The following is a 16,796-nucleotide window of genomic DNA, read 5'->3' as shown; positions in this document are numbered from 1 at the left end:
CGGCTATGCGATGATGTTTTTTTTCCGCAGGAGTCGTTATGAAGCTGACCGACAAAATCCGCCGTGACTGGCACTACTACGCGTTTGCGCTGGGGTTAATTTTTATTCTCAATGGCGTGGTGGGGCTGTTGGGGTTTGACGCGCAGGGCTGGCAATCTTATGCCGTCGGTTTGGTGACGTGGGTAGTGAGCTTCTGGCTGGCGGGATTTGTTATTCGCCGCCGTCCGGCAGAAGAGGCGTAATATCCCCGGCAAGACGTGGTAGTTATTATTATCGGTTTGCGATCGTTTCGCCCTGGAAAAACGGTTGTTCTGTGGTGTTTCCAGGCACATTGCGCTCCCGATAATCCTTCTGCGTTATGTCTCTCATGGCGCAGGGAGCGCACAGAGGGCGGCCAGTCGCCGCCGCCATCCGGCGCGAAAGTGGCTTTTTACCCGCGGTTATTGCCCGGCGGCGCTACGCTTGCGCGGGCCTACAGATCACATGCCGGCGTAGATACTGTTATCGGTTTGCGACTTTTTAAGGGTTTTTCCCGGACGCGGCGCGTTGCGCCTTCTCCGGGCTACCAAATCGCAAAGCGCTGTAGCAGCGCCACCGGGGGGGGGAGAGCACCAGTAGTGTCAGCCAGCGTGGTGAAGAAATTAACAGCAGGCCGCACGGACCGTAGGTCGGATAAGGCGTTAGCCGCCATCCGACAAAATAACGGCACCGCGGTAGCCCGGGTAAGGCGGTACGCCGCTACCCGGGAAAAATGCTTAGTTCATTGAGGTTTTCAGCGCGCGGTCGGCGGCGTGGCGCTCCAGCGCCAGCTCGATCAGGCGGCTTATCAGGCTGGTGTAATCCAGGCCGCTGGCCTGCCACAGCTTCGGATACATACTGATGTTGGTGAAGCCCGGCAGCGTGTTGATTTCGTTGATCACCACCTCGTTATCTTCCGTCAGGAAGACGTCAACGCGGGCCATTCCGCTGCAGCCGAGCGTTTGATAAGCGCGGACGGCGATATCGCGGATTTTGTCGTTGATCTCCGGGGCGATGGCTGCCGGAACCACCACCTGCGCGCCTTTATCATCGATGTACTTGGTATCGTAGGCATAGAATTCGCTATTGAGTACGATCTCCCCGCAGGTGCTGGCCTGGGGATAATCATTGCCCAGCACCGCGCACTCGATTTCACGGCCCTTAATCCCTTGTTCAACCACCACTTTATGGTCGAATTCAAAGGCTAACGCGACGGCCTGCCGATACTCTTCTTCACTCTTCACTTTGCTGACGCCGACGGAAGAACCCTGGTTCGCGGGCTTCACGAATAGCGGTAGTCCCAGCTTCGCTTTGACATCGGCAAAGCTGAACTGCTGACGGTTGGCGCGAGTCAGGGTGATGAACGGCGCAATCGACAGACCGGCATCGCGTAGCAGGCGTTTAGTGACGTCTTTATCCATGCAGGCGGCGGAGCCCAGCACATCGGAGCCGACGAACGGCAAATTCGCCATCCGCAGCATCCCCTGCAGCGAACCATCTTCGCCAAGGGTGCCGTGAACAATCGGGAAGATGACGTCGATGGCCGCCAGCGGCTGGCCGCTATCGGCGTTGATCAACTGATGGGCATCGCGACCAGGAATTTGCGCCAGCGTCACGTCGGACGGGCGCAGCGCGATATGGGCAGGATCCTGCGGGTTCAGCAGATAGTTGCTGGCATCGTTGATATGCCAAAGCCCCTGTTTATCGATTCCCAGCAGCACAACATCAAAGCGTGTCTTATCAATTGCTTCGACGATATTTTTGGCTGACTGCAGCGACACTTCATGTTCTGCCGACTTACCGCCAAAAACGATCCCAACCCTCATTTTAGCCATTTCAACTTCCATCCTGATTACATCAAAACACATAACATAGCATGTGTTTTAGCGAGATGGCTGCCTGAATCTTTACCCTTTACAGCAGAGGGTTAAATGCTGCGCATTCGCCACTATCGCCGATGTGCCTCAGCACATCCCACTGACGACAATGCGGTTATCTTCGATTATGTTTGTCTACTCCGCGGTCAGGGCGATAAAACACCAAACTCGCGGTATGCGCATCTCTGGTACTACGTGCGAAGACGGAAATTGCTAAGCTAGGTAATAATTTACGAAACACTAATGAATACGCGTAGTTATGGAATCCTGGAAGGTTAATCTCATTTCTGTCTGGTTCGGCTGCTTTTTCACCGGACTCGCCATCAGTCAAATTCTGCCCTTCTTACCGCTGTATGTCTCTCAGTTGGGCGTTACTTCACATGAAGCGCTGTCGATGTGGTCAGGCTTGACCTTTAGCGTCACCTTCCTGGTGTCGGCGATTGTCTCGCCGATGTGGGGGAGCCTGGCAGACCGCAAAGGGCGCAAACTCATGCTGCTGCGCGCTTCCCTTGGTATGGCGATTGCGATTTTGCTGCAGGCTTTTGCGAACAACGTCTGGCAGCTATTTATTTTGCGTGCGGTAATGGGGCTGACCTCCGGTTATATTCCCAACGCCATGGCGCTGGTGGCCTCGCAGGTGCCGCGTGAACGCAGCGGTTGGGCGCTCAGTACGCTGTCGACGGCGCAGATAAGCGGTGTGATCGGCGGCCCGCTGCTCGGCGGTTTTCTTGCTGACCACGTCGGCCTGCGGGCGGTGTTTTTCATTACCGCGATTTTACTGACGGTCAGTTTCCTCGTGACGTTGTTTCTGATTAAAGAGGGCGCCCGGCCGCAAGTGAGCAAAGCTGAACGCCTGAGCGGCAAAGCGGTCTTTGCTTCATTGACCCATCCGGGGCTGGTGATTAGCCTGTTTTTCACCACCTTGGTTATCCAGTTGTGTAACGGCTCTATCGGGCCGATTCTGGCGTTATTTATCAAGTCGATGGCGCCGGACAGCAACAATATCGCGTTTCTGGCGGGGATGATTGCCGCCGTACCGGGGATTTCGGCATTGATTTCCGCGCCTCGCCTGGGAAAACTCGGCGATCGCATCGGGACGTCGCGCATTTTGCTGGCGACGTTATGCTGCGCGGTGGTGATGTTCTTTGCGATGTCGTTCGTGACCTCGCCGCTGCAGCTCGGGGTATTGCGCTTCCTGCTGGGCTTTGCCGACGGCGCGATGTTACCGGCGGTTCAGACGTTGCTCTTGAAATACTGCAGCGATAACGTCACCGGGCGTATTTTCGGTTATAACCAGTCATTTATGTATCTGGGTAATGTCGCCGGGCCGCTCATTGGCGCTTCGGTCTCGGCAATGGCGGGGTTCCGCTGGGTGTTTATTGCCACTGCGTTGATTGTCCTGATTAATATCTGGCAACTGGCGATTATGTTACGCCGTAGCCGCCGCGCGGCCGTTTAAATAAAAATATTGGGCGCTCATAAGGGCGCCTTATATTAATCAGCTGATATAGCTATTAACCATTACCTTTGGTTATCCTTAAATAGTGCGACACATATTCCATTTTATTATTTACTATTAAATTTGGTTATAGAATTATCTTTTCGCTATTAATAATAGGGGCTTTCCCTTTGTTGCCTGGCGGTAATAAAAACGTTTCGCTGAATATTATTGCAGGAATAACCCTATTATTTGAAAATAATTCTGGTATCGATATGCCGATGTATGACATAACTAGGCCATTATGGATGTTGCTTAAGGATAATGCGTAATGAAAAATCTCATTGCTGAGCTGTTGGTCAATCTGGCGCAAAAAGAAGAAGAGGCAAAAGAGCTGACGGTACAGGTTGAGGCGCTGGAAATTGTCGTCACCGCGCTACTGCGCCATATGGCTGAGGATGCACAGCAACGTTTGATTCAGGATATCGAAACCGCCATGGAGCAGGTAAAGCCCGGACCGCTGGTGGACGACCGTGACACCCAACTTCTGCAGCAATATATAAAAAAGCTGCTCCGGCATCCTCGTAACTAATCATGTGACCAGTAAGGATGCTGTCATTTTTCTGTCACACCACTTTTATAAAGTCTCCCTCGTTTTGTTTTTTAAGTATTTTTTACATGGAGACGACAAAGTGAAATTATCTGCCCTCTTTATTGCCCTGTTACCGCTGCTGGCTCCCCCGGTTATTCATGCACAAACAACTTCATCGCCGGTGCTGGAAAATCGCGCGGCCCAGGGCGATATCACGACCCCAGGCGGCGCGCGCCGTTTAACGGGCGATCAGACCGAAGCGCTGCGCGCTTCTTTAATCAATAAGCCGGCGAAAAATATTATTTTGCTCATTGGCGATGGCATGGGCGATTCAGAAATTACCGCCGCACGAAATTATGCCGAAGGCGCCGGCGGTTTCTTTAAAGGTATTGATGCCCTGCCGCTGACGGGCCAGTACACTCATTATTCTCTGGATAAAAAAACCGGCAAACCGGATTACGTGACGGATTCCGCCGCTTCGGCAACCGCGTGGACCACCGGCGTGAAAAGCTATAACGGCGCGCTGGGCGTTGATATCCACGAAAAAGATCATCAGACCATCCTTGAGCTGGCGAAAGCCGCGGGTCTTGCCACCGGCAATGTCTCGACGGCTGAGCTGCAGGATGCGACGCCGGCGGCGCAGGTGGCCCATGTGACCTCGCGTAAATGCTATGGTCCCAGCGTGACCAGCGAAAAATGCGCCAGCAACGCGCTGGAAAAAGGCGGCAAGGGCTCTATCACCGAACAACTGCTGAATGCCCGTCCGGATGTCTCTTTAGGCGGCGGGGCGAAGACCTTTGCTGAAACGGCGACCGCAGGGGAGTGGCAGGGGAAAACCCTGCATGAGCAGGCGGTCGCTCGCGGCTATCAGATTGTGACCGACGCCGCCTCTCTCGCCGCTATCAGCGAAGCAAATCAGGGTAAACCGCTGCTCGGTCTGTTCTCCGACGGCAATATGCCGGTGCGGTGGGAAGGCCCGAAAGCCTCTTATCACGGCAATATCGACAAACCGCCGGTAACCTGTACCCCAAACCCGAAACGCGATGCTTCCGTACCGACGCTGGCGCAGATGACCGAAAAAGCGATTGATCTCCTGAGCCGCAACGAGAAAGGTTTCTTCCTGCAGGTTGAGGGGGCGTCTATCGATAAACAGGACCACGCGGCAAACCCTTGCGGCCAGATTGGCGAAACCGTCGACCTCGATGAAGCGGTACAGAAAGCGCTGGAATTTGCCAAAAAAGAGGGTAATACCCTGGTGATCGTCACCGCCGATCACGCCCACTCCAGCCAGATTATCCCGGCCGACACGAAAGCGCCGGGCCTGACCCAGGCGCTGACGACCAAAGATGGCGCGGTAATGGTGATGAGCTATGGCAACTCTGAAGAAGAGTCGATGGAACACACCGGCACCCAACTGCGTATTGCCGCCTATGGCCCGCATGCGGGCAACGTGGTGGGTCTTACCGACCAGACCGATCTGTTTTACACCATGAAAGACGCGCTGGGTCTGAAATAACCCGCGGCCGGTAACGAATTTACGTTACCGGCTGGTTTTTTTGCTGATAGCGACCAGACTTACAGAGATCCACTAACAGAGGGATGGTGTGATGAAAATAACATTTCTGGTAACCCTACTTTTTGGTTTGGTCTTTGTTGCCGCGGTAAGTGCCGCAGATAAAACGTTAACGCCTCAGCAGCAGAAAATGAGCGTATGTAATACCGAAGCGGCGTCAAAGTCGCTGAAGGGGGATGAACGTAAAGCCTTTATGAGCAATTGCCTGAAGAAAGATGCGCCAGCGGCCGGCAAGACGCTGACGCCTCAACAGCAGAAGATGAGCGCTTGTAGCAAAGAAGCGTCGTCGAAATCGCTGAAGGGTGACGATCGTAATAAGTTTATGAGTACCTGCCTGAAGAAATAAGATGACGGGTGGGGCGGTGGCGCCTCACCCGTAGTCTCTTTCAGGATTATCAGGAACGGCTCAGTTGCTCTGATTTTTCCATACACTTCGCCATTGCTTCGATAACGGCTGAACGGAAACCTTTTTCTTCCAGTACGCGAACCGCTTCAATGGTGGTGCCGCCCGGCGAGCAGACCATATCTTTCAGCGCGCCCGGATGTTCGCCGCTTTCCAGTACCATCTTCGCTGACCCCATGACCGCCTGCGCGGCGAATTTGTAGGCCTGCGCGCGCGGCATACCGCCGAGAACGGCGGCATCGGCCATGGCTTCGATAAACATAAAGACGTAAGCCGGCGCGGAACCGCTGACGCCAACCACCGGGTGAATCATCGGTTCGGCGATGGTTTCCGCCTGGCCGAAGCAGCGGAAAATGGTTAATACCTCGGCGATCTCTTCCGCGCTGACCAGCGCGTTTGGCGTCACGGAGGTCATCCCGGCGTTCACCAGCGACGGCGTGTTCGGCATGGCGCGAATAATTTTGCGATCGTGGCCCAGCGCGCGCGCCAGCTGATCCAGCGTGACGCCTGCGGCTATCGAGACCACCAGCGAATCTTTGTTCAGACTGGAAGCGATATCGCTTAATACCTTGGTCATGATCCCCGGCTTCACCGCGCCGAAGACGATATCGGCGACCTGAGCGACTTCCTGCGCGCTTTCCGCCGCATTAATACCGTACTGGTCATGCAGGGCGGCAACTTTGTCCGGCGATGGGGTATAGACCCAGATTTGCGCCGGTTGCACTTGTCCGCTGGCGATCAGGCCGCCGAGAATGGCTTTACCCATGTTACCGCAGCCGATAAAGCCAATTTTCTTATCCATTACCTTTCCCCTCTGCATTTTTCGTTACGATCCCACTAGCTTATCATCCTGGCGCTTTTCTGGGGGAGAAAAGCAGGCGACAATGTCGCAACCTTTGCCGACGACAGGAGCCGAAATGGCGATTTGGGTAGATGCGGACGCGTGTCCGAATGTCATTAAAGAAATTTTGTTCCGCGCCGCCGAACGCACGCAGACGCCGCTGACGCTGGTCGCCAACCAGTCGCTGCGGGTTCCACCGTCGCGCTACGTCCGCGCGCTAAGGGTGGCGCAGGGTTTTGATGTTGCCGATAACGAGATTGTCCGTCTCTGTGAACCGGGCGATTTGGTGATCACCGCTGACATCCCGCTGGCGGCGGAAGTGCTGGCGAAAGGAGGAGCGGCGCTGAATCCGCGCGGCGAGCGCTACAGTGAGGCGACCATTCGCGAGCGCCTGACGATGCGTGATTTTATGGAGACGATGCGGGCCAGCGGCGTACAGACCGGCGGCCCGGATAGTTTATCGCAGCGCGATCGGCAGTTATTCGCCGCCGAGCTGGAGAAGTGGCTGCTTGCGGTTAAACGTCAGCAGGATTAAACCCAGCTGTCGTCATCGCTACCGAAATCATCGTCATTGCCGAAGCCGGCGTCGAAATCGGAGTCAAGGGTGTTGTTGTCCGCCAGGAAAGGATCGTCCTGCTGGCGGAACGGATCCTCGGCGGCGTTATTATCCAGCGCCGGGCTGACGTCTTGTTGCTGCTGCGGCTGCTGTTCATCGATGATGTTCACAATCTCCTGCGGGTGTGAACCACTGAACATATTGGTCAGCATATTACCCAACACTACGCCGCCTGCCACCCCGGCCGCGGTTTGTAGCGCACCCGCCATAAAGCCGCCGCCGCTGCGGCCTGCCGCCTGCGGGGCATAGTTTTGCTGCGGCGCATACTGCGGTTGCGCGTTATTGGCCTGCGGGCGGCCATATTGCTCTGCCCCAGGAATCGGATCGGAGCCGCGGGACTGGCCGCCGCCGAACAGGCCCGACAGGAACCCGCCGCTGCTCGGTTTTGCCGCCTGCAGCTGGCTAACCTGAGCCTCCAGCGCCTGAATGCGGTCGTTTAGTTGTTTGATAGCCGCTTCCTGAATCAGGATAGTTTGCGCCATATAGTACGGGGCCGCCGGCTGCTGGGTTACGTGCTGGGCAATCCGCTCCTCGGCGCTGGCGTCGCGCGATGCGCTGTGCGTCTCGGCCTCTTTTAAACGGGAAAACAGGCCATCAATAAGGCGTTGTTCTTCAGATTGCATGATACATTCCTCTGTCACACGGGTCATTTACCGTCAGAGTGCGACGGTCGGCCGGTGTTGTAAATATGTTGCAGCGTAAAGCTGTGCAGAAATGTGTTACCGTTTACGGCAAAGAATGGATAAAAAATAATCCTTCGCCTTTAAGTAAAGCTGGCATAACACTAAATGCAATGATAAGTTTACATGCGGAATCCATTCAAACTCTGTGGTAAATAGGGTTCCCTAAAAAATGTAACGATTATTTTACGGTTATCGTGGCAGGCATTTGCAGGTATCATGGCGTACTTTTCGCCTTTATTTCTCCGCGAAACGCGGAACCAGGGGGTCTTCGGTAATGACACAACCAATTTTTCTCATCGGGCCGCGAGGCTGCGGTAAAACGACGATCGGCCATGCCCTGGCGCGCGCGCTGCATTTCCAGTTTTCCGATACCGATCATCGTTTGCAGGCGCATGAGAAACGCACGGTAGCGGAAATCGTGCAGAAAGAGGGCTGGGAACGCTTTCGTGAACTGGAGACGCTGTCGCTGAAGGCTGTTACGCTGCCGGATACGGTGATTGCGACCGGCGGAGGAATTATTCTCGCTGAACGTAATCGTCTGTTTATGCGTGAAAACGGCATCGTGATTTATCTGCAGGCTTCAGTTAACGCCTTAATTGAGCGTCTGGAAGCATACCCACAGGCGGAACAGCGTCCAACGCTGACCGGTAAGCCCGTCCGCGAGGAAGTCGGCGAAGTGTTGGCGCAGCGGGAAGCCCTGTACCGCGAAACCGCCCATCATACCGTAGACGCCACCGCGACGCCGGATGCGGTGGTTGAACAGATTATGACCATGCTGTGCGATGTGACGGTAAGTTAGGATTTTACCTGGGTCAGGGGGGAAAGCGGAGCCTATACTTAATTGTTCTGACAGCCGAAAAAGGAAGAACAATGCCAAACAGACCCCCTTATCCGAGACAAGCACGCGTTGTCGCCGTCGAAAAAGGCGCCGCGGGTCAGACGGTCACCTGGTATCAGCTGCGTGCGGATTACCCGACACCCGATTCGCTGATCAGCGAACATCCCTCCGAGCAGGAAGCGTTAGACGCTAAACGGCGCTACGAAGATCCCGAAAAAACATAATCCCCCGGCCCGGTTTGTGCCATGAAGATGGCAATACCGGGCTCAGCTCACATTTTTAATTCATCAATGGTACTAATGAATACCTAACACACGGATTTTTCAGGAGCGACTCTGAAGCTTCTGGAATCTTTACATTCCGCAGCGCCGCTGAGCTGCTACGCTTCTCGACGGTTGATTTTTACTCACCAGGGGGGCGGATGTCGTGTGTGAAAAGCCTGTGTTGAAGCAGTGGTAGTGAAAAGGTACATGATATGAGTGCAACGATGGCAATTTTGACCATTGGCGTGGCGCCGGTGGCGGAAGTTTTGCCGCTGTTAACCGAACATATCAGGGAAGAGCAGATCACCCATATTAGCCTGTTAGGTAAAATGACGCGTGAAGACGTTATGGAAAATTATGCCGTGGAATCCGGTGACCAGGGGCTGCTGACCTTACTCAATGACAACCAACTGGTGGAAGTCTCCCGCCAAAAGGTGGAGCGCGATCTGCGCTGCGTTATCGAGATGCTGGATCGGCAGGAATATGATGTCATTCTTCTTCTCAGTTCCGAACAGTTGAGCGGCCTTGCGACGCACAACGCTATCCTTCTTGAGCCTGAACGGATTATTCCGCCGCTGGTGGCATCGATCGTCGATGGCCATCAGGTGGGTGTGATTGTACCCGTTGAAGAAGTCCTGCCCCTGCAGCGGCAAAAGTGGCTCACTTTAGAAAATACGCCTTACTATGCGCTGGCGAACCCGATGGGCGGCAGCGACAGCGATCTGCTGGATGCAGGAAGAGGTTTAGTCGAACAGGGGGCGGATGTACTGGTGCTCGACTGTCTTGGCTATCATCAGCATCACCGCGACGTATTACAAAAGGCGCTGGATGTCCCGGTATTATTGTCAAATGTGCTGGTTTCGCGACTGGCGGCAGAACTATTAGTTTAACCCGACGTTATCGATTAATTTTACGTGACAGGGGCAAGGAGCGCCCCCTATATTGAAGCTTCAACCAACGATGATAAGGTCTTGTTTATGCTTCAAAGCAATGAGTATTTTTCAGGGAAAGTGAAATCTATCGGCTTCACCAGCAGCAGTACCGGCCGCGCCAGCGTTGGGGTGATGGAAGAGGGTGAATACGCCTTTGGCACCGCCCAGCCGGAAGAGATGACCGTGGTCAGCGGCGCGTTGAACGTGCTGTTACCGGGGGAAACGGAATGGAAGGTGTACGCGGCAGGTGAAGTGTTTAACGTGCCGGGTAATAGCGAATTCCACCTGCAGGTGGCGGAACCGACTTCCTACCTGTGCCGTTATCTGTAATTTAAGCGCCTTCCTGCCGCGTCCACTTTCCGGGCCCGGCAGGAAGGTGATGCCTTAGCGCTGAGCTTCGCCGCCGAGGCCTTCTACCAGGCTTTGGATCAATGCCGCCAGCTCGCCGGTCATTAAAATAAAGTCGGCGTCAAAACGCTGCGCAAAATCTTCGCGGTCAATATCTTCATTCTGGTCACGTAATTCGTCGCAGAACTTCAGACGTTTGATCGATGCGTCGTCGCAGATCATAAACTGGATACGCTGCTGCCAGTCGAGCGCCAGTTTGGTGACCACTTTACCCGCTTCGATATGTACGGCGATCTCATCGCTCACCAGATCCTGTTTCTTCGCGCGGATCACGCCGCCATCTTCCAGCATCGCTTTCAATTCAGCTTCGTCAAGCAGCTGGAAGCCCTGAGCCACGCTACCGGAGCGCACCCATTCGGTCAGCGTCAGCTCGATCGGATTTTCCAGCGTCAGCGGTACCACCGGCAGCGAGCCCAGCGTTTTACGCAGCAGCGCCAGCGTATCTTCCGCTTTCTTGGCGCTGGCGCAGTCCACCATGATCAGGCCATTGACGGTATCGATCCACATCATCGTCTGGCTGAAGCGGCTAAAGGCGCGCGGCAGCAGCGAGTGCAGCACTTCATCTTTCAGCGAATCTTTTTCCGTTTTCTTCAGCTTGCGGCCTTGATCGGCTTCGAGCTTGAGGATCTTCGCTTCCAGCGCCTGTTTGATCACCGGCGACGGCAGGATCTTTTCTTCTTTACGGGCGCAGATAACGATCTGGCCGTTTGCCGTATGCGTCAGCGCGTCGCTGTGCGATCCCATCGGCGATACCCAACCGGTTTTCGCCATATCCTGGCTGCCACAAGGGGTAAATGTCAGCTCGGCCAGCTGTTTTTCCATCTCTTCGGCGCGCAATTCGATATCGCGGCTCAGACGGTAAACCATTAAATTTTTGAACCACAGCATGATAATTTCCACGGCTTTGTCGTTAAATCAGGCGGGCATGATAGCGAATTGTCGCTATGCTTGCATTGTTAATCGGGGTGAGGAGCAGACTGTGCGTATTGGTATTGATTTAGGTGGAACAAAAACAGAAGTCATCGCCCTGAGTGAGCAGGGCCAGCAGTTATTTCGCCACCGCTTGCCAACCCCGCGGGAGGATTATCGCCAGACCATCGAGACCATTGCCTCGCTGGTGGAGATGGCCGAGCAGGAGACCGGGCAGCGCGGCACCGTCGGTATGGGCATCCCCGGCTCGATTTCGCCATATAGTGGGGTGGTGAAAAACGCCAACTCGACCTGGCTGAACGGCCAGCCCTTCGATAAAGACCTCAGCCTGCGCCTCAATCGTGAGGTCCGGCTTGCCAACGATGCTAACTGCCTGGCGGTTTCGGAAGCGGTCGATGGCGCGGCCGCGGGGGCGCAAACCGTGTTTGCGGTCATTATCGGTACCGGCTGCGGCGCGGGGGTGGCGTTGAACGGGCGCGCGCATATCGGCGGCAATGGTACAGCCGGCGAATGGGGACACAACCCGCTGCCGTGGATGGATGAAGATGAGCTGCGCTATCGTCAGCAAGTGCCTTGTTATTGCGGCAAGCAGGGGTGTATTGAAACCTTTATTTCCGGCACCGGTTTCGCCACCGACTATCAGCGGCTAAGCGGAAAACCATTAACCGGCCGCGAGATTATGCGCCTGGTGGGGGAAGGTGACGAAAAGGCCGAACTGGCGCTGCGCCGCTACGAGCAGCGTCTGGCGAAATCACTGGCGCACGTGGTGAATATCCTCGATCCGGATGTCATTGTGTTAGGCGGCGGGATGAGCAACGTCGAACGTCTGTATCAAACGGTTCCGGGGCTGATGAAACAGTGGGTATTCGGCGGAGAATGCGAGACGCCGATTCGCCAGGCGATGCATGGCGATTCCAGCGGCGTACGCGGCGCGGCATGGCTGTGGCCGCTATAATCTCATTCCCTCTCCCCCCTGTGGGGAGAGGGTTAGGGTGAGGAGAAGACTTCACTCCACCGCAAACGCTTTCTCCAACCGGCTGTATCCCAGACCGTTTATCTTTTTCACTTTAATCTGCACCGGGATGCGTTCTTTCATCGCCTCGACGTGGCTAATCACGCCAATAACTTTGCCGCTGGCGTTAAGCGCGTCGAGCGCATCCAGCGCGGTATCCAGCGTTTCGCTATCCAGGGTGCCGAATCCTTCGTCAAGGAAGAGCGAATCAATTCGCGTCTTATGGCTGACCAGGTCAGATAGCGCCAGCGCCAGCGCGAGGCTCACAAGGAAGCTTTCGCCGCCGGAAAGCGTGCGGGTATCGCGCACCGCGTCGGCCTGCCAGGTGTCCACCACTTCCAGCTCCAGCGCCTCGCTGGCTTTGCGTTGCAGCAAGTAGCGACCATGCAGGCGGTTGAGCTGCTGGTTAGCCAGCCACACCAGATTATCCAGCGTCAGCCCCTGGGCGAATTTACGGAACTTATCGCCCTCTTTTGAACCAATGAGCGCATTCAGCCAGGCCCAGTCTTCGACCTGCTGCGCGGCTTGTTCCATCTGCTGGCGTAATGATTGCTGGCGCTGTTGGTTATCGCTGTTTTGCTTCAACTGCTGGCGGATCTCACCCTGACGGGCGCTGTTTTCCCGCAACTGGCGCGCCAGTTGCTCCAGCCTATTCTCTCGCTGCTCCAGCGGCTGGTTGATATCAATATCGCCGGGCGGCTGTTGCTGATGGCGTTCAAGCGACGCCTGCGCCCGCAGGGCCAGCGTTTGGTTCTGCTGAACTTCTTTTTCCAGCGTCTGCTTGAGTTGTTCCAGCCGCTGGCGGCTAGCCTCGTCAAGCAAAGCGGCAAGAAAGGCCGTTTGGTCGGCAAACGGGCTGGCGGCCAGCGCGGCGGTAAACTGCTTTTCGCTTTCCTTCACCTGCGCCTGCTGCTGGCTTTCCTGCTGGCCCAGCGTTTGCCACTGGCTCTGTAGCGCCAGGCAATCATCATGCACCTGCCGCCAGCCCTCCAGCGGCGCGGGAACGACGGTTTCCGTTGACTCGGGCAGCGTCTCAAGCAGCGGCGTTAGCTGCTGGCGTTGCTCCTGCAGCGCGGCGGCTTCATTTTGTTTCGCCTGCCAGCTGTGGGTCTCGGCTTCGCGCTGGGCCAGCCAGTCGTTAGCCTCTGCGGCAGGCGGAAGCGCCAGGGAATAAACCTCCAGCTCCGCCTGCAGCGCGCGACGGCGCTGTTCGAGATCCTGCTGTAACTGCTGGAGCTGCTGCTGGCTCTCCTGCTGTTGCGCCTGCCAGGCCAGTCGTTGTTGATGCTGATACAGCTGCTGTTCATGCTGCTGTTGGCTATCAAGCCAGCCGGCAATATCATCCTGCGGCGTTAGCGCGATCGCCAATTCCGCGAGGGTGGCTTGCCATTGAGAGGTGAGCGCTTGCTCCTGCTGCAGAAGCGATGTTTTCTCGTCAGCGTCTTTTTGCTGTTGTTTAAGCAACGCTTCAAGCTGGCCGCGCAGCTGCGCGCCTTCTTCCGCCAGCTGTCGCACTTCCCGATCCAGCGCGTCGCGGCGGGTTTGGTTGATGCCGGGCACCAGCGCCTGGTATTCCGCGACCGCCGGATGATGTTCGGAACCGCACAGTGGACAAGGCGCGCCTGGCTGCAGGCGGGCGCGCTCGGCTTCCAGCCCGGCGATACGCGCTTCCAGTTCGCAGATGGCTTTTACATCGCTGAGCTGTTGATTTTTTTCCTTCCACGCCTGACGGCGCTGTTGTAGCGCGGCTTCAAGCTTCTCTTTTTCCTGCTGTGAGGCGTTTTCCGCGCTCTGTAGCTGCCGCAGACGCAGGAACAGCGGCTGCAGCTGGCGATGGAGGGTTGAGAGCTGCTGGCGCAGCGGGCGGGCGGCGGTATGCTGTGCCAGCTCGCGGCTGACCTGCTGCGCATCGAGGGTTAGCGCGGTGGCCGGCAATTCGCCGAGCTTACGGCTGGCATCCTGCAGGCGCTGCTGTAGCGTCAACTCTTGCTGAGCGTCGCGATTAAGCTGCTGGAAGGTGGCTTTCCAGCCTGCCAGCGCCGTACTCCACTGCTGGAATCGCTCGTGCGCTTTAAGCCACTCATGCAACGATTGCTGGCTGGATTCTAGTTGAGCCAGACGTTGTTGGGCTGCCAGGCGGATCCCGGCGCGACGGCGCAGGCTGTCCTGTAAGCGAGTATTTACTTCCTCAACCTGACGGCGGGTTTGCGCCAGCGCGGTACTGTGTTCCTGCAGCCGCGACCATAATGGTCGCAGTTGCTCTGCCGGCTGCGCGGTTTGTAGCGCCGCCAGCTGCGGCGCGGCGGCTTCCTGCGCCAGTAACGCCTGCTGTAAAGCGGCCTGCGCCTGGGTGGCTTCCGCGTTTAGCTCCTGACGGCGGCGCAGCCACTGTAGGGCATTTTGCTGGCGGGTCTGTTCGGCAAGCTGCTGCTGTTCTTCAGCAGTAAGTACTTGCAAACTTTGCTGTAACGCCTGCTGCTGCTCATCATTTAACAGTACGACGCCGGAGGCCTGCGCCTGCAGCTTTTCCAGCTCAATGCGGGCGAGTTTATGTTTTTCAAAGACCTGCGCGGAAATTTGCCCGTAAATTTCAGTCCCGGTCAGCTCTTCCAGCAGCTCGGCGCGCTCTTTCGGTTTGGCATTGAGGAAAGCGGCGAATTGTCCCTGCGAAAGCAGCATTGAACGGGTAAAACGCCCATAGTCGAGGCCGGTAATTGATGCCGTCAGCTCCAGTTTGTCTTTGACCTTGTCGGCAAGAATTTTACCGTCGTCGCAGCGCGCCAGCTCAACGCGCGGCGCCTGTAGATTGCCATCCGGCTGGTTGCGGGCGCGGTTCTGGCTCCAGAAGGCGCGATAGGCGGTGCCCCGGACCTCAAATTCAACTTCCGCCAGGCACTCGGCGGTGTCGCGGGTCATCAGATCGTTTTGCGATTGCGATACGCTGCTCAGGCGCGGCGTTTCGTGGTACAGCGCGAGACAGATGGCATCTAACAGGGTGGTTTTCCCGGCGCCGGTCGGCCCGGTAATCGCGAATAACCCATTGCTGGCGAATGGTTCAGCGGTAAAGTCGATTTTCCATTCGCCTTTCAGCGAGTTAAGGTTTTTCAGGCGTAGGCTCAGGATTCTCACAGGTGTTCCTCACCGTTCAGGCTATGCAGCGTTTCCGTAAACAGTTGCTCCAGCCGCTGTTGCTGTGGAGCATCAAGGGTTTCCAGCGCCAGACGGCGGGCAAACACCTCTTCCACCTGCAGTTCGCTCAGCGTTTCTCGCTGAACGCCGGCCAGAATGCGTTCACGCTGGGCGCGACTGCGGCGCACCAGCAGCACTTCCACCGGCAGCGATTCGGTCTGCTGCTGAATTTTTCTTTGGATATCGTGCAGATATTCATCGCTGGTGATTTCGATATCCAGCCAGACCGGCGGCTGCTGCGCGCTATCCTGCCACTGCTGAAGCTGTTCGGTGATGCTGGCGAAATCACCTTTCAGTACCGCCAGCGGCTGGGTGATCGGCACCGGCAGCGGCGTCACCTCGCTGAGCTTGCCCTCGCTGAATGAGACCAGATTAACGCTTTTGTTTTTTCCGGTTTCATCAAAACTCAGCGGCAGCGGCGAACCGCTGTAGCGAATATGCTCGCAGCCGCCGACCATCTGGGCGCGATGAATATGACCGAGCGCGATGTAATCGGCGGGCGGGAAGCGGTTGGCCGGGAAGGCGTCAAGGGTACCGATATAGATTTCACGGACCGCGTCGCTTTTGCTGGCGCCGACGGTGGTGAGGTGGCCGCTGGCAATAATCGGTAATACGCGTTCGCCGCGCAGGTCGCAGGCCTGCTGATATTGCTGCTGATAATAGTCGCTGATGGCGGTGAGCAACTGCTGCTGTTTTTCGCCGCTGGAGTGGCCAGCCTGACTGACCACCAGTTCGCGCGGGCGCAAAAACGGCACCGGGCAGAAGACCGCGCCGGGCGTGCCGTCGCGTCGCGGTAAGACAAAGGGCGCGTGACCGGCGTTGGCGACCACGGTGGTTTTCAGGAAGGCGAGAATTTCGCGCGACTCGTTTAACGTCGCCACCGAATCGTGGTTGCCCGCCAGCACCACCAACTGGCAGCCGGTTTGCTGCAGCTGAACGACAAAACGGTTATACAGTTCGCGGGCGTAGCTCGGCGGAGAGCCGGTATCAAAAATATCGCCGGCGACGATAATGGCATCCACCTCGTATTCCTGCGCGCGTTCCAGCAGCCAGTCGAGAAAGGCGGCGTGTTCGTCCGCGCGGCTTTTGCTGTAGAAGTTCTGGCCGAGGTGCCAGTCGGAGGTATGAAGGATGCGCATAAAAATTCCGTTGCGATAAAAGCCAGGCGGCCATTATAACGTTG

17 protein-coding genes are annotated in these 16,796 nt (G+C 56.4%); 11 read left to right on the top strand and 6 right to left on the bottom strand.

What is annotated here, in order from left to right:
• Positions 1–38: 38 nt before the first annotated feature.
• A complete protein-coding gene (locus tag PGR23_RS19295) occupies positions 39–242 on the top strand; it encodes a DUF2754 family protein (RefSeq protein ID WP_045390980.1) in 204 nt (67 codons plus the stop codon).
• A gap of 513 nt (positions 243–755) precedes the next feature.
• On the opposite strand, the gene ddlA is transcribed toward PGR23_RS19295, so the two are convergent.
• Positions 756–1,853 (bottom strand): D-alanine--D-alanine ligase, encoded by a 1,098-nt coding sequence (ddlA, locus tag PGR23_RS19290; RefSeq protein WP_045390977.1) that lies wholly within the window; start codon positions 1,851–1,853, stop codon positions 756–758.
• 301 nt (positions 1,854–2,154) lie between these two features.
• Between ddlA and PGR23_RS19285 the strand changes: the two genes are divergently transcribed.
• The 4 genes from PGR23_RS19285 (at position 2,155) to PGR23_RS19270 (ending at position 5,844) form a co-directional block, all read left to right on the top strand.
• Complete coding sequence (locus PGR23_RS19285; RefSeq protein WP_045390975.1) at positions 2,155–3,354, top strand: multidrug efflux MFS transporter; 1,200 nt, start codon at positions 2,155–2,157, stop codon at positions 3,352–3,354.
• Between the two features lie 310 nt (positions 3,355–3,664).
• Entirely contained in the window at positions 3,665–3,925 is a 261-nt protein-coding gene (gene iraP / locus PGR23_RS19280) for an anti-adapter protein IraP (protein ID WP_015368026.1), read from the top strand.
• A gap of 100 nt (positions 3,926–4,025) precedes the next feature.
• The gene (gene phoA / locus PGR23_RS19275; protein WP_015368025.1) at positions 4,026–5,441 is read left to right on the top strand and encodes an alkaline phosphatase; all 1,416 of its coding nucleotides are present in this window, start codon (positions 4,026–4,028) and stop codon (positions 5,439–5,441) included.
• A 91-nt stretch (positions 5,442–5,532) separates the two neighbouring features.
• A complete protein-coding gene (locus tag PGR23_RS19270) occupies positions 5,533–5,844 on the top strand; it encodes a PsiF family protein (protein WP_047078668.1) in 312 nt (103 codons plus the stop codon).
• 49 nt (positions 5,845–5,893) lie between these two features.
• Here PGR23_RS19270 and proC read toward each other — a convergent pair whose 3' ends face one another.
• Entirely contained in the window at positions 5,894–6,703 is an 810-nt protein-coding gene (proC, locus tag PGR23_RS19265) for a pyrroline-5-carboxylate reductase (RefSeq protein ID WP_015368023.1), read from the bottom strand.
• A gap of 115 nt (positions 6,704–6,818) precedes the next feature.
• Here proC and PGR23_RS19260 point away from each other — a divergent pair, with 115 nt between their 5' ends.
• Positions 6,819–7,277 (top strand): YaiI/YqxD family protein, encoded by a 459-nt coding sequence (locus PGR23_RS19260; RefSeq protein ID WP_015368022.1) that lies wholly within the window; start codon positions 6,819–6,821, stop codon positions 7,275–7,277.
• On the opposite strand, the gene PGR23_RS19255 is transcribed toward PGR23_RS19260, so the two are convergent.
• On the bottom strand, positions 7,274–7,981 hold the full coding sequence (locus PGR23_RS19255; RefSeq protein ID WP_047078667.1) for a DUF2076 domain-containing protein: 708 nt from the start codon (positions 7,979–7,981) through the stop codon (positions 7,274–7,276). The genes PGR23_RS19260 and PGR23_RS19255 overlap by 4 nt on opposite strands.
• Before the next feature lie 334 nt (positions 7,982–8,315).
• Here PGR23_RS19255 and aroL point away from each other — a divergent pair, with 334 nt between their 5' ends.
• From aroL to ppnP, 4 genes are all read left to right on the top strand, one after another.
• The gene (aroL, locus tag PGR23_RS19250; RefSeq protein ID WP_032707531.1) at positions 8,316–8,840 is read left to right on the top strand and encodes a shikimate kinase AroL; all 525 of its coding nucleotides are present in this window, start codon (positions 8,316–8,318) and stop codon (positions 8,838–8,840) included.
• A 71-nt stretch (positions 8,841–8,911) separates the two neighbouring features.
• Positions 8,912–9,103 (top strand): YaiA family protein, encoded by a 192-nt coding sequence (locus PGR23_RS19245; RefSeq protein ID WP_015368019.1) that lies wholly within the window; start codon positions 8,912–8,914, stop codon positions 9,101–9,103.
• A 251-nt stretch (positions 9,104–9,354) separates the two neighbouring features.
• Positions 9,355–10,032 (top strand): AroM family protein, encoded by a 678-nt coding sequence (locus tag PGR23_RS19240; protein ID WP_396279883.1) that lies wholly within the window; start codon positions 9,355–9,357, stop codon positions 10,030–10,032.
• 87 nt (positions 10,033–10,119) lie between these two features.
• Positions 10,120–10,404: a pyrimidine/purine nucleoside phosphorylase gene (gene ppnP, locus PGR23_RS19235; RefSeq protein WP_047044546.1), complete on the top strand. Its 285-nt coding sequence runs from the start codon at positions 10,120–10,122 to the stop codon at positions 10,402–10,404.
• Positions 10,405–10,458: 54 nt separating this feature from the next.
• Here ppnP and rdgC read toward each other — a convergent pair whose 3' ends face one another.
• On the bottom strand, positions 10,459–11,370 hold the full coding sequence (gene rdgC / locus PGR23_RS19230; protein WP_047044545.1) for a recombination-associated protein RdgC: 912 nt from the start codon (positions 11,368–11,370) through the stop codon (positions 10,459–10,461).
• 91 nt (positions 11,371–11,461) lie between these two features.
• On the opposite strand from rdgC, the gene mak reads away from it, so the two are divergent.
• Positions 11,462–12,367 carry a fructokinase gene (mak, locus tag PGR23_RS19225; protein WP_396279882.1) on the top strand — a complete coding sequence of 302 codons (906 nt, stop codon included), beginning with the start codon at positions 11,462–11,464 and terminating at the stop codon, positions 12,365–12,367.
• Between the two features lie 51 nt (positions 12,368–12,418).
• Here mak and sbcC read toward each other — a convergent pair whose 3' ends face one another.
• Positions 12,419–15,553 carry an exonuclease subunit SbcC gene (gene sbcC / locus PGR23_RS19220; protein WP_396279881.1) on the bottom strand — a complete coding sequence of 1,045 codons (3,135 nt, stop codon included), beginning with the start codon at positions 15,551–15,553 and terminating at the stop codon, positions 12,419–12,421.
• Positions 15,550–16,752, bottom strand: a complete 1,203-nt coding sequence (gene sbcD / locus PGR23_RS19215) for an exonuclease subunit SbcD (RefSeq protein ID WP_047078664.1) — start codon at positions 16,750–16,752, stop codon at positions 15,550–15,552. Before sbcD ends, sbcC begins: the two co-directional genes overlap by 4 nt.
• Positions 16,753–16,796 lie beyond the last annotated feature (44 nt).

It is taken from the genome of Klebsiella sp. 141162 (assembly GCF_050600755.1).
Taxonomy (GTDB): Bacteria; Pseudomonadota; Gammaproteobacteria; order Enterobacterales; family Enterobacteriaceae; genus Klebsiella; species Klebsiella aerogenes.
The sequence above is the reverse complement of the archived record's forward strand: the minus strand, read 5'-3'. Positions and strand labels throughout refer to the sequence as shown.

Excerpts from the sequence above, each read along its gene's own strand:
- PGR23_RS19295 (WP_045390980.1), top strand. The coding sequence starts at position 39 with ATGAAGCTGACCGACAAAATCCGCCGTGACTGGCACTACTACGCGTTT.
- ddlA (WP_045390977.1), bottom strand. The coding sequence starts at position 1,853 with ATGGCTAAAATGAGGGTTGGGATCGTTTTTGGCGGTAAGTCGGCAGAA.
- PGR23_RS19285 (WP_045390975.1), top strand. The coding sequence starts at position 2,155 with ATGGAATCCTGGAAGGTTAATCTCATTTCTGTCTGGTTCGGCTGCTTT.
- iraP (WP_015368026.1), top strand. The coding sequence starts at position 3,665 with ATGAAAAATCTCATTGCTGAGCTGTTGGTCAATCTGGCGCAAAAAGAA.
- PGR23_RS19270 (WP_047078668.1), top strand. The coding sequence starts at position 5,533 with ATGAAAATAACATTTCTGGTAACCCTACTTTTTGGTTTGGTCTTTGTT.
- proC (WP_015368023.1), bottom strand. The coding sequence starts at position 6,703 with ATGGATAAGAAAATTGGCTTTATCGGCTGCGGTAACATGGGTAAAGCC.
- PGR23_RS19260 (WP_015368022.1), top strand. The coding sequence starts at position 6,819 with ATGGCGATTTGGGTAGATGCGGACGCGTGTCCGAATGTCATTAAAGAA.
- PGR23_RS19255 (WP_047078667.1), bottom strand. The coding sequence starts at position 7,981 with ATGCAATCTGAAGAACAACGCCTTATTGATGGCCTGTTTTCCCGTTTA.
- aroL (WP_032707531.1), top strand. The coding sequence starts at position 8,316 with ATGACACAACCAATTTTTCTCATCGGGCCGCGAGGCTGCGGTAAAACG.
- PGR23_RS19245 (WP_015368019.1), top strand. The coding sequence starts at position 8,912 with ATGCCAAACAGACCCCCTTATCCGAGACAAGCACGCGTTGTCGCCGTC.
- PGR23_RS19240 (WP_396279883.1), top strand. The coding sequence starts at position 9,355 with ATGAGTGCAACGATGGCAATTTTGACCATTGGCGTGGCGCCGGTGGCG.
- ppnP (WP_047044546.1), top strand. The coding sequence starts at position 10,120 with ATGCTTCAAAGCAATGAGTATTTTTCAGGGAAAGTGAAATCTATCGGC.
- rdgC (WP_047044545.1), bottom strand. The coding sequence starts at position 11,370 with ATGCTGTGGTTCAAAAATTTAATGGTTTACCGTCTGAGCCGCGATATC.
- sbcD (WP_047078664.1), bottom strand. The coding sequence starts at position 16,752 with ATGCGCATCCTTCATACCTCCGACTGGCACCTCGGCCAGAACTTCTAC.